Origin of the sequence: Serpentinimonas barnesii, from assembly GCF_000696225.1 — a bacterium.
Taxonomy (GTDB): domain Bacteria; phylum Pseudomonadota; class Gammaproteobacteria; order Burkholderiales; family Burkholderiaceae_C; genus Serpentinimonas; species Serpentinimonas barnesii.
On record NZ_BAWN01000043.1, the window covers coordinates 1 to 11,546 of the forward strand.

The following is an 11,546-nucleotide window of genomic DNA, read 5'->3' on the forward strand; positions in this document are numbered from 1 at the left end:
TGGCGGGCGCACCCGAGGCCTGCGCTAAAACCAGCAGGTCAACCCGCCATTGTACGGGCTCGACGGGTTGTGGATGTGGGGGCGACCAGATGGACGCAGCGGCAGGCGAGCGGTCGCTTTCAGGGTCGGATGATGGCGTACTGGGTCCAGTCGCCTCGGCGCACCAGCACGTGCACGGGGCGGTTGGCCGGCACGGCCGCAGCCGCCGCCTCAAACTCGCGCACATTGTTCACCGGGCGGTTGCCCAAGGCCAGTATGACGTCATCGGGGCGCAAGCCCGCCCGCGCCGCCGCTCCGCTGGCGGCCGCAACCCAAACGCCCCCTTCGATGCGCAAGCTGCGCCGCTCGGCCGCGCTGGGCTCGCGCAAGCTCAGGCCCAGGCGTTGCGAGGCCGGGGTGGCCGTGGGCTCGGGCTCGCGTTCACCGGCGCGCGCCGTGCGCTCGTCCTCGAAAGCGGCCACGGTCACGGTGAGCGTGCGCTCGGCCCCTTGGCGCCACACCCGCACCGGCACGCGAGAGCCGGGCGCGGTGCCAGCCACGATGCGCGGCAAATCGGTCGAGCGCTCGACCGGCTTGCCGTCGAAGCTCAACACCACGTCGCCGGGCTCGATGCCGCCACGCGCCGCCGGCGAGTTGTTTTCAACGCCACGAATCAGGGCCCCGGTGGCACGCGGCAGGCGCAGCGTCTCGGCCAGTTCGCGGTCCACGGCGTCGATCGCCACGCCGATGCGGCCACGGGTGACGCGACCGGTGGCGCGCAACTGGTCGGCCACCAGCATCGCCTCGTCGATCGGGATGGCAAAAGAGATGCCCTGAAAGCCGCCCGAACGGCTGTAGATCATGCTGTTGATGCCCACCACCTCGCCGCGCATATTGATCAGCGGGCCGCCCGAGTTGCCGGGGTTGATGGCCACATCGGTCTGAATGAAGGGCAGGAACTCACCCGTCTCGCGCTGCTTGGCGCTGACGATGCCGGCGGTGACGGTGTTCTCCAGCCCGAAGGGAGAGCCGATCGCCATCACCCACTCGCCCACGCGCAGCCGCGCCACGTCACCGATGCGCACCGTGGGCAAGCGGGTGGCCTCGATTTTGACCACCGCCACGTCGGTGCGCCGGTCGGCCCCCACCACGCGGGCGGTGAATTCGCGCTCATCGTTGAGGGTCACAACCACTTCGTCGGCCCCTTCGACCACGTGCGCATTGGTCAAAATGAAGCCGTCGGCGGTCAGGATGAAGCCCGAGCCGACGCCGCGTGGGCGCTCGACCTCGGGGCCGCCCTCTTGCGGCCCTTGCGGACCGCGCGGCGCCATGCCCGGTGGCAGCGGGATGCCAAAGCGGCGAAAGAACTCCTGCATCTGGTCTTCGGGCGAGCCGCTGCGGCGCACGCGCTCGATGGTGCGGATGTTGACCACCGCCGGCCCGACCTGGTCGACCAACACCGTGAAGTCGGGCAGGCCGCGCACCTCCACCGGGGCGCTGGTCGGGGCGTTGCGAGCCGGTGCGGCTTGCGCCAGCGTGCTGGAGCCAGCGGCGCTGGTGGTGAGGGCGCCAGACTGTGCTTCGACCGCCTGCGGTTGCGCCAACCAGAGCACGCCGACCAATCCCAGTGCGGCAGCGCTGGCCGCAAGATAGCGTCGGGTGGATTGCTTGATGGGGGTCATGGTGCTAAAACTCCGGCGGGCAAAAGCAAAAAGGTGCTGTGTACATGGGGCCACAGCCAGAACGATTCAAGTCTTAACGCAAGCGCTCCAGCGCCTGGATGTGCAGCAGCAGGGTTTCGGGTGGCACCTCCCCCATTGCCGTCACCCAGTGCTCGGCCACACGGCGCGACACCGAATGGGTAGCGCCTTCGGCCAAGGCCGTTTCGCGTGTATGTCGCTGTGGATTGAAAGTTTCAATGAAAAGCGAAACCGATGCCAAGCCGTCAGAGAAAATCCACTGCGCAATCGGGGCCGCTTGGGGGTCTTGGCGCAGGTGCAGGCCCATGGACTGAAAGCCGGGCACCTCGTTGCGCTGCCGCCACCCTTGCTCTTGGGCCGTGCTGGCGCGCTGCACCGGATGCACGACCCGGTAACCGCTGGTCTGCTCGAACTGACGCGCCAGTTGCTCCATGCGCACCGGCGCATCGAGCTGCAATTCGGTGAACGCCACTTGCTCCAGCACGCGCCCTTGGGGGGTGCGGGTTTGCATCTTGATCATCAAACCGGTGCGCTGCTCGGACCAAATCCGGTAGCCAAAGCGCAGCCCGTCGCCCGCCACAAAGTCCACCACCGTGGCTTCGAGTCCGGCCACCCGTTCGGTGCCGACCACGCGCGCCGTGTAAAAGGCTTCGATGCGCCGATTGGGCGCGCGCAGCAAATCGGGGAACTGGCGCAAGGCTTCGCGCCGGTCTTTGTGCACCAGTTTTTGTGCAGGAAAAAAAATCGCGACTTCGTCGTTGCGGCGCATGGTGATGCGTGGGGCGCCCGAGAGCGCCTCGATGCGCTCGAACTGCTGCCGACCGTCGCACACATGCCAGATTTTGGAGGAGGCGATTTCGGCCCCACTGGAATACACGAAGGTGCCCACATAGGCGCGGTTGCGCGAAGCCTGGTGCAAGCGCTCCAACCAGTAGGCAATCGACTGCTGCATGACCCCAGATGGGTTGGCGCCGGCGTTGCCGGCTGAAGCGGGTGCGGCTGGTGCCGCACTTTGTGCGTGCACCGCTGGCCCACCCAAGGTCAAGGCCAGCAGCACCGCCCCGGCAGCGACCGCCCCGCTGCGGCGGCTGAGTAAGCTAAGCATGTTCATTAGGGCGCCGAATGGTCGTAGGTGGCGTTGCGCAGAAAACCAACCGGCACGTGCAAGGCGTTCATGCCCCCGTGCTGCCGGTGCGCCGCCAACAGGGCGTCGAGTTGTGGGTCGCGCCACATCAGCCCCTTGGCCGTCACCACGCCTTGCAAACCCGCAGGCTCGGTAGATGGGTCAGACGCAGCCACCGATTGCAGCGCCGGGGCTTGCGCCCATTGCTGCCCATGGTCAGCAGCCACGCCCCCCGACAGAAACGACCACGAAAGGGCCGCCACCGTGGCCACGGAAGCCAAGCCAGCCACCATTTTCCAGCGAAACACGGCGTCGTTGGCGGCGGCTGGTGGGAGTGGCTGGGTTGGTGCGGGCGCCGCGTCTAGCGGGCTTGGCATTGGGGCAGGCTCGAGCGCCAAGCGGGCCAGCACCGCGTCGGCAAAGGCCGGGCTGGCAGGCGGCAAACGGCTTGCGGGCGAGCCGCGCAGCGCCTCACCAATCCAGTGGTGACGCGACCAGTCGGCGTACAGATCGGCGTCGGCATCTGCGCGCGTGGCTGTGGCCTGCGCCACGCGCTCGGGCGGACACTCGCCATCGAGCAAGGCCGACAACCACTCGCGCGCAGGCACCGGCCTCGCATCCCCTGCGGGGGCGGCGTCGGAGGGGCTGGAATCGGCAGCCAAGGGGTGGGGCTTTGTTTGCATGGTCGTGCGTTTACTCATTCAGGTTGGGCCGCTTCACCAGCGCTTGCCCGTCTGGCGCTCCAGCATGGGCTTAATGCGTGCCGAAATGGCTTCACGGGCACGGAAAATACGCGAACGCACGGTCCCAATGGGGCAGTCTAGCGCTAGGGCAATTTCCTCGTAGCTGAGTCCTTCGATCTCGCGCAGGGCGATGGCTTGCCCCAATTCCTTGGGCAAGGCCTCCATCGCGGCGTTGACGGCCAAGGCTATCTCCTTGCTCGCCAGCAGCGATTCGGGTGTTTCGGCATCGGCTACTTGCCCAGTTAGTTCGAGTTCGGGTGCGGAAGTTTCATCGTCTTCGGCGCGCATGAGCGAACTCATCAAGATCACCGGGTCGCGCTTGAGCTCCATCAGCTGTTTTTTGGCGGTGTTGACCGCGATCCGGTACAGCCAGGTGTAGAACTGCGACTCGCCTCGAAACTGGGCCAGCGCCCGGTAGGCGCGGATGAAGGTTTCTTGGGCGATGTCTTCCACCAGGTTGGAGTCGCGCACCATGCGCCCGATCAGGCGCTCGACGCGGCGCTGGTATTTGACCACCAGCAAGCCAAAGGCGCGCTGATCCCCGGCCAGTGTGCGCTGCACCAGCAACAAATCGGCATCGGGAGGGGTAGCGGGAGCGGTTTCGGTCATGTTGAGCGCTTAGGGCGGGTCAATATACCCGATCCCGGCAGCGGCGCCGACCCAATGACACCTGTTGTGGCGCTGCGGCTTGCAAGAATTTGTAAGCCTTAGGGCTGCGGCTGGGCCAGTACGGCCGCGCGCAGCACGCGCCATTGCCCAGGATTTTGGGCGCGCTCCAGCCACAGCCAACCGCTCAAACCGCTGCTGCTGCGCCAACGCAACAGCAACAGGCCTTGCAAATCGAGCACGCAGCGCAGCTCGCTCAACGCCAAGCCGCGCCGCCACGCCGGGCTGAACCAGCGCCACTGCCCGCGCACGGCCGCGCTGCGTCTGCGCGCCCCCGCTGGCAGGGGCTCCCAGACCAGTTCGCCCACCACCGGTGTGCGCAGGCGCCACAGGCCCCAACCCAGCAAGCCCGAGCCAGCACCCAAACTGGCCCACCAAGCCGCAGGGGCCACGAAATCAGGGGCCAAGGCCAACCAAAGCGCCAAACCCAGCGCCCAGGCCACAGCCAGCAAGGCCAGCGCGGCGTACTCGGCCTGCTGCGCCCCGGCGGGGTAGGTAACAGAGGGCGGGCCTTGCATGGCAGGGGCCTTTCAAGTGGCAAGCGCAGCAGCCGCCACGGGCGGCCCCGCCTCAGACCCGCTTGAACACCAGCGAACCGTTGGTGCCGCCAAAGCCAAAGTTGTTTTTGAGCGCCACGTCGATCTTCAACCCGCGTGCGGTGTGGGCGCAGTAGTCGAGGTCGCACTCGGGGTCGGGATCGAACAGGTTGATGGTCGGCGGGGCCGCCTGGTGGTGCAGCGCCAACACCGTGAACACGCTCTCGACCCCACCGGCCCCGCCGAGCAGGTGCCCGGTCATGGATTTGGTGGAGCTGATCAGCACCCGGCGCGCGTGATCGCCCAGAGCCGCCTTGATGGCGTTGCTCTCGTTGATGTCGCCCAGCGGGGTCGAGGTGCCGTGGGCGTTGAGGTAGTCCACTTGGTCGGGGTTGAGGCCGGCGTTGCGCAAGGCCGACAGCATGGCGCGGCGCGGGCCATCCATATTGGGGGCGGTCATGTGGCCGGCGTCGGCGCTCATGCCGTAGCCCGCCACCTCGGCGTAGATGCGGGCCCCGCGGGCGCGGGCGTGCTCGTATTCTTCCAGCACCAGCACCCCAGCCCCTTCGCCCAGCACAAAGCCGTCGCGGTCTTTGTCCCAAGGGCGCGAGGCGGCTTGTGGGTCGTCGTTGCGGGTTGAGAGCGCACGCATGGCGGCAAAGCCCCCAATGCCCAGCGGTGAGACGGTGGCCTCGGAGCCGCCCGCCACCACCACGTCGGCGTCGCCGTATTCAATTTTGCGCGCCGCCTCACCGATGCAGTGCAGGCCGGTGGTGCAGGCTGTAACCACAGCCAAATTGGGGCCCTTGAAGCCAAAGCGCATGGATACATGGCCCGAGATCATGTTGGTGATCGAGGCCGGGACGAAAAAGGGCGAAATGCGGCGCGGCCCACGCTGCATCAGGTCGGCGTGGGTGGCTTCGATCAGCGGCAAGCCACCGATGCCCGAGCCGATGATGCAGCCGATGCGGCAGGCTTCTTCCTCATCCAGCTCGGCCCCGGTGCGCAAGCCAGCGTCGGCCACGGCCTGCGCTGCGGCGGCGATGCCGTAGTGGATGAAGGTGTCCATGGTGCGCGCTTCTTTGGCACCAATGTAGGAATCGAGGTCGAGGCCGCGCACCTCGCCCGCAATTTTGCAGGCAAAGGCGGAGGCATCGAACTTGCTGATGGGCCCGATGCCAGAGCGGCCCGCGAGCAGGCTGGCCCAGGCCTCTGGCACCGTGTTGCCCACGGGGCTGATGCAGCCCAGACCGGTCACGACCACACGGCGGCGGCTCATAGGCGGCTCAGCCTTTCTGGTGTGCCAGCGCGTAATCGATCGCGTGCTGCACGGTGGTGATTTTCTCGGCGTCTTCGTCGGGGATTTCGATGCCGAATTCGTCTTCCAGGGCCATGACCAGTTCCACGGTGTCGAGCGAGTCGGCACCCAGATCGGCCACGAAGGCTTTTTCGTTGGTGACCTGGGACTCTTCCACGCCGAGTTGTTCGGCGATGATTTTCTTCACACGTGCTTCGATGTCGCTCATAGTTCCCTCTGTGGGTGGTTGAAATGCAAGACCGGCATTCTAGCCGGGTCGGTTTGGGTACTTAAAAAAAGGGCCCGGCCAGCCGTTCGGGGTCGCGGTCGGGTGGCCGATGTTAGCGCAAGTGGGCCGGGGGACCAAATCAGGGCATCAGCATGCCGCCATTGACGTGCAGCTCCTGCCCGGTGATGTAGCCCGCTTGCGCGCTGGCCAGAAAGGCCACGGCGTGCGCCACGTCGGCCGGCTTGCCCAAGTGCCCGAGCGGAATCTGGCCCAGCAGCGCCTGCTGCTGCACCTCGCTCAGGGCGGCGGTCATGTCGGTTTCAATGAAGCCCGGCGCCACGCAGTTGACCGTGATCTGGCGGCTGCCAAGCTCGCGTGCCAGCGCGCGCGTCAAGCCCGCCACACCGGCCTTGGCGGCGGCGTAGTTGGCCTGCCCGGCGTTGCCGCTGGCCCCCACCACGCTGGTGATATTGACGATGCGGCCCCAGCGCTGCTTCATCATCGGGCGGATGACGGCACGACTGAGTCGAAACACCGCTTTGAGGTTGGTGTCGAGCACCGCGTCCCAGTCTTCGTCCTTGAGGCGCATGGCCAGCATGTCGCGCGTGATGCCGGCGTTGTTGACCAGCACGTGCAGCGCCCCGTGTTCTTTGACGATGGCCTCGATCAGGGCTTCGGCGGCGGCGGCGTCGTTGACATCGAGCCGCACGCCCCGGCAGCCGGGGTAAGCGGCCAAGGCTTGGCTGATTTTGGCCGCGCCGTCGTCGCGCGTGGCGCTGCCGATGACGCGGTAGCCCCGGCGCGCCAACTCGTGCGCAATGGCGGCCCCGATGCCGCGCGTGGCGCCGGTGACCAAGGCGACTTGGCTTGCTGGGGCTGTAGGGGCGGCTGGATGGCTCGGTGTGGTGTCGCTCATGGGGGAATTCCTGCGCTTGCGCGGGGGTGCTGTCTCGGTTTAAACCGGCTGCAAAGCCAGTGCTCAGCCCAACTGGGCGCGCAGTGCCGTCAGTGTAGCCGGGTCGTAGAGGGCGGCGCTGGCCAACTCGGGATCGATGCGCTTGACCAGCCCAGCCAGCACCTTGCCGGGGCCGCATTCGACCACCGTGCGCACCCCACGAGCCTTGAGCGCCTGCACGCACTCAACCCAGCGCACCGGCCCGAAGGCCTGGCGGTAGAGGGCATCGCGGATGCGCTCGGGCGCGCTCTCAAAGGCCACGTCGATGTTGTTGAGCACCGGAATTTGTGGCGCCAGCAACTCGGTCTGCGCCAGCGCCACGCGCAGGCGCTCGGCCGCGGGCCGCATCAGGCTGGAATGGAAGGGGGCCGAGACCGGCAGTGGCAGCGCGCGCTTGGCCCCGCTGGCCTTGAGTTGCTCGCAGGCGCGCTCCACCGCCGCCTTGCTGCCCGCGATCACGGTTTGCGCCGGGTCGTTGAAGTTGACTGCCTGCACCACCTCGGCGCTCTCGGGGCCAAAGCTGGCTTGCACCTGCTCGCAGCCAGCCCGCACCTGCTCGGCGCTCAGGCCCAAAATGGCGGCCATGGCCCCGCTGCCCACCGGCACCGCGTCTTGCATGGCCTGGGCGCGCAGGCGCACCAGCGGCGCCGCTTGCGCCAGCGTGAGCACCCCGGCCGCCACCAGCGCGGCGTACTCGCCCAGCGAATGCCCGGCCAGCGCCACCGGCAGCGCACCGCCTTCGGCGCGCCAGATGCGCCACGCCGCCACCCCGGCGACCAGCATCACCGGCTGGGTGTTGGTGGTGAGCGCCAGTTCTTCTTTGGGGCCTTCGTGGATCAAGCGCCCCACGTCCTGGCCCAAGGCCGCGCTGGCCTCTTGCAACGTGGCGGCCAGCACCGGATGCGCGCCCCAGGCGTCGAGCATGCCCACCGACTGCGAGCCCTGGCCGGGGAAAACGAAAGCAAAATCAGACATCTGAAAACTCCTTGCAGCTTCAAGGCGCCCTGGATGCGCCTTAGAGGCGCAGCAGCACCGCACCCCAGGTAAAGCCACCGCCCACGCCTTCGAGCAGCAGCATTTGGCCCGGCCGCACCTGGCCCGAGCGCACCCCGTGATCGAGCGCCAGCGGGATCGAGGCGGCGGAGGTGTTGCCGTGCTCGTGCACGGTGACGATGACCTTGTCCATGCCCAATTTGAGCTTGCGCGCCGTGCCCTGCATGATGCGGATATTGGCCTGATGCGGAATCAACCAATCAACGGCTGCGGCTTCGATTCCGGCCTTGGCCAGCACCGCGCGGGCGGCCTCTTCGAGCACCCCGACGGCGAGCTTGAACACCGCCTGCCCATCCATCCTGAGCAGCGGCGCGCCGCGCACCAAGCCGCCGCTGAGGCTGCCTGGAACGCACAAAATGCCGGTGTGGCGGCCGTCGGCGTGCAGATCGCTGGCCAGCAGCGCCGGCCCGCTGCCGTCGTGTTCGCAGGCTTCGAGCAGCACCGCCCCGGCGCCGTCGCCAAACAGCACGCAGGTGCCGCGGTCGTTGAAATCGAGCAGGCGCGAAAACACCTCGGCCCCCAGCACCAGCGCACAGCGCGCGCTGCCGGTGCGGATCAGGGCATCGGCCACCGTGAGCGCGTAAATGAAGCCGCTGCACACCGCCTGCACATCGAAAGCCGCCCCGCCCGCCGCGCCCGGCAAGCCTTGGGCTTGCGCGTGCTCGCTGAGCTTGCGCTGCAAGATGGTGGCGGTGGAAGGAAACACCATGTCGGGCGTGGAGGTGGCCACCACGATCAGGTCCACATCGGCCACCTGGCGGCCGGCCGCTTGCAGCGCTTGCAGGCTGGCTTGCAGCGCCAGATCGCTGGCCTCGCTGCCTTCATCAATAAAGTGCCGGGCCCGGATGCCGGTGCGCTCGACGATCCACTCGTCGCTGCTCTCGATGCCGCGCGTGGCCAAGTCGGCCACCAGGTCGGCATTGCTGACGCGCCGCGGTGGCAAGTAGCTGCCGGTGCCGGTGATGCGGGTGTAGCGGGTCATGGGCGGTTTATGGATTATTCAGGCACAGACAGGGCCAAGGGTGCGGCGGCGGCGATGCGCTCTTGCACCCGCTGCAGCAGTTGTTTGTCAGCGGCCTCGAAGGCGCGCTGCAAGGCCTGCTCGAAGGCAAAGGCATCAGCCGAACCGTGGCTTTTGAACACCAGCCCGCGCAAGCCCAGCAGCGCCGCACCGTTGTAACGCCGGTGGTCCACGCGGTTTTTGAAGCTGGAGAGCACCGGCCACGCCACGGCGGCGGCCAACTGGCTGTACCAGGTGCGGGAGAATTCTTCGCGTACAAAGCCGCCGATCATGCTCGCCAAGCCTTCGCTGGCCTTGAGCACCACGTTGCCCACGAAGCCGTCGCAGACCACGATATCGACCGTGCCCTTGAACAGGTCGTTGCCTTCTACGTTGCCGTAAAAATTGAGGTCGCCGTGTTCGGCGGCGCGGCGCAGCAACACACCGGCCTGTTTGATGACCTCGTTGCCCTTGATCACCTCTTCGCCGATGTTGAGCAGCCCCACCGTGGGTGCCACCTTGCCGCTGGCGGCCACCAGCGAGGTGCCCATGAGGGCAAACTGCAGCAGGTGTTCGGCGCTGCAATCGACATTGGCCCCCAGGTCGAGCACGGTGGTGGCCGTGCCCTTGGCGTTGGGCATTTGGGAGGCAATCGCCGGGCGGTCGATGCCGTCCAGCGTTTTGAGCAGGTAGCGCGCAATCGCCATCAGGGCGCCGGTGTTGCCGGCCGAGACCGCCACCTGCGCCGCCCCGCTCTTGACCTGCGCGATCGCCACGCGCATGGAGGAGTCGCGCTTGCGCCGCAGCGCGACCTCGACCGGGTCGTCCATCGCCACCACCTCGGTGGCGGGCACCACGGTGCAGCGGCTGGCATCCAGTGCCGCTGGCAGCCGCGCCAGCGCCTGCGGCTGGCCGACCAGCAGCAAACGGGCTTGGGGGTTGCGCGTTAAAAAATCCGCACACGCCGCCAAGGTAACGGCAGGGCCGTGGTCGCCCCCCATGCAATCAACGGCCAGCGTAATCAAAACCACCTACCCCTAGGGCGAACTGTGCAGACCGACAAGGCCCCCAGGGCTGGCGCCGAAGATGGGGCTGGTGCGAACACGGGCACGAACGCGGACAGAGGCGCTGACGCGGGCCGGATCAAGCCTCGGACTTGCTCTTGAGCACCTGCCGGCCCCGGTAAAAACCGTTGGGGCTCACATGATGGCGCAGATGCACTTCGCCGGTGCTGGGCTCGACCGCCATGCCCGGCACCGTCAGGGCGTTGTGCGAGCGGTGCATGCCGCGTTTGGACGGCGATTTTTTGTTTTGCTGAACGGCCATGGTAGGCTCCTTGATGAAAATGGGCGGCCCAAGGAGCCATCCCGACTATGCGACAGCGCACTGCCACGCAAAGCACCCACGATGAGTACCCACGAGTGCGAAACCTTGCATTATAACGCCCCATTCATTGCCAAGCAACACCTCACCCAAGCATGGATCCGGGCAGCCTCCGGCCGGCCCTGCACCCCCGATCAATCGGGTTTGCGCTGCGCCAGCACCTCAAATGGATTCGGACGCTGCGGCTCATCCACCCCGGCTGCCGCTGCTTCGACATAGCCCGACAGTGCGTTGGGGCAAATCCCGTGCATAGGCACCAAGGGCAGCGCCAGCAACAGCTCGTCCTCGATCAGTTCCTGCAAGTTAAAGCAAGGCACCCAGACCAGCAGGTCTTCGGCGCATTCATCGTCTTCGGCTTGGGCGCGCGCTTCATCGGCCACGAAGCGAAACCAGCGCTCGTCTTGCACGGGCTCCAAAAATGGTTCGAGGCAGCGCTGGCAGCACAACGGCACCTGGGCCGACCAACTCAACCACAACCACAACTGGCGCGCTGCGCTCCGACTCGCGCCGCCCGGCACGCTCGCTGGGTCGGCACGCCACTGGGCCTGTGCCTGCCAGCGCAACGGCTCCAAGGCAGTGGACCAAGGCGGCGCATCGGCGCTCCAGCGCGGCAACGCAGCCAGCTCCAGCTCGCCTTGCAGCGTCTGCCCGCTGTCGGCCAAGGCACGCAGGTCAAGGGCTTCGGGCCGGGACTGGGACGCGGGGATGGGAGTAGTGGGAGTGTTGAGAGTGGGCATCGGGCTGGGACTGACCGAGATGGGCCAAGGTGGGGCAGGCAGACAGATTTTATGCCGCCAGCGCAATGGACGCGGACCTGCTTATCTAGGTGTCGCATCCCGGATGATCATATAGACTCAAGGCGCTCTCCTTTGTTCATGGCCA

The 11,546-nt window shown here is 67.0% G+C and carries 13 protein-coding genes; all 13 read right to left on the reverse strand.

From position 1 onward, the window contains the following. Nucleotides 1-119: 119 nt before the first annotated feature. Nucleotides 120-1,661: a Do family serine endopeptidase gene (locus SRAH_RS10855; protein ID WP_082210183.1), complete on the reverse strand. Its 1,542-nt coding sequence runs from the start codon at nucleotides 1,659-1,661 to the stop codon at nucleotides 120-122. 73 nt (nucleotides 1,662-1,734) lie between these two features. Continuing rightward, nucleotides 1,735-2,784, reverse strand: coding sequence for a MucB/RseB C-terminal domain-containing protein (locus SRAH_RS10860; RefSeq protein WP_082210185.1), 1,050 nt, complete (start codon nucleotides 2,782-2,784; stop codon nucleotides 1,735-1,737). A 5-nt stretch (nucleotides 2,785-2,789) separates the two neighbouring features. After that, nucleotides 2,790-3,485: a sigma-E factor negative regulatory protein gene (locus SRAH_RS10865; protein ID WP_171816055.1), complete on the reverse strand. Its 696-nt coding sequence runs from the start codon at nucleotides 3,483-3,485 to the stop codon at nucleotides 2,790-2,792. 33 nt (nucleotides 3,486-3,518) lie between these two features. Next, nucleotides 3,519-4,154, reverse strand: a complete 636-nt coding sequence (gene rpoE, locus SRAH_RS10870) for an RNA polymerase sigma factor RpoE (RefSeq protein WP_029463371.1) — start codon at nucleotides 4,152-4,154, stop codon at nucleotides 3,519-3,521. 98 nt (nucleotides 4,155-4,252) lie between these two features. Continuing rightward, entirely contained in the window at nucleotides 4,253-4,729 is a 477-nt protein-coding gene (locus SRAH_RS10875) for a hypothetical protein (protein WP_029463372.1), read from the reverse strand. A gap of 52 nt (nucleotides 4,730-4,781) precedes the next feature. Next, nucleotides 4,782-6,026, reverse strand: a complete 1,245-nt coding sequence (gene fabF / locus SRAH_RS10880; RefSeq protein WP_029463373.1) for a beta-ketoacyl-ACP synthase II — start codon at nucleotides 6,024-6,026, stop codon at nucleotides 4,782-4,784. 7 nt (nucleotides 6,027-6,033) lie between these two features. Beyond that, nucleotides 6,034-6,273 carry an acyl carrier protein gene (gene acpP, locus SRAH_RS10885; RefSeq protein WP_029463374.1) on the reverse strand — a complete coding sequence of 80 codons (240 nt, stop codon included), beginning with the start codon at nucleotides 6,271-6,273 and terminating at the stop codon, nucleotides 6,034-6,036. A gap of 139 nt (nucleotides 6,274-6,412) precedes the next feature. Next, the gene (gene fabG / locus SRAH_RS10890; RefSeq protein ID WP_045477307.1) at nucleotides 6,413-7,189 is read right to left on the reverse strand and encodes a 3-oxoacyl-ACP reductase FabG; all 777 of its coding nucleotides are present in this window, start codon (nucleotides 7,187-7,189) and stop codon (nucleotides 6,413-6,415) included. A 63-nt stretch (nucleotides 7,190-7,252) separates the two neighbouring features. Further along, the gene (gene fabD / locus SRAH_RS10895; RefSeq protein WP_029463376.1) at nucleotides 7,253-8,203 is read right to left on the reverse strand and encodes an ACP S-malonyltransferase; all 951 of its coding nucleotides are present in this window, start codon (nucleotides 8,201-8,203) and stop codon (nucleotides 7,253-7,255) included. A gap of 40 nt (nucleotides 8,204-8,243) precedes the next feature. Further along, on the reverse strand, nucleotides 8,244-9,263 hold the full coding sequence (locus SRAH_RS10900; RefSeq protein ID WP_029463377.1) for a beta-ketoacyl-ACP synthase III: 1,020 nt from the start codon (nucleotides 9,261-9,263) through the stop codon (nucleotides 8,244-8,246). A 14-nt stretch (nucleotides 9,264-9,277) separates the two neighbouring features. Further along, complete coding sequence (gene plsX, locus SRAH_RS10905; RefSeq protein WP_029463378.1) at nucleotides 9,278-10,306, reverse strand: phosphate acyltransferase PlsX; 1,029 nt, start codon at nucleotides 10,304-10,306, stop codon at nucleotides 9,278-9,280. Between the two features lie 118 nt (nucleotides 10,307-10,424). Beyond that, complete coding sequence (rpmF, locus tag SRAH_RS10910) at nucleotides 10,425-10,607, reverse strand: 50S ribosomal protein L32 (protein ID WP_029463379.1); 183 nt, start codon at nucleotides 10,605-10,607, stop codon at nucleotides 10,425-10,427. Between the two features lie 191 nt (nucleotides 10,608-10,798). After that, a complete protein-coding gene (locus tag SRAH_RS10915) occupies nucleotides 10,799-11,401 on the reverse strand; it encodes a YceD family protein (RefSeq protein WP_045477310.1) in 603 nt (200 codons plus the stop codon). Nucleotides 11,402-11,546 lie beyond the last annotated feature (145 nt).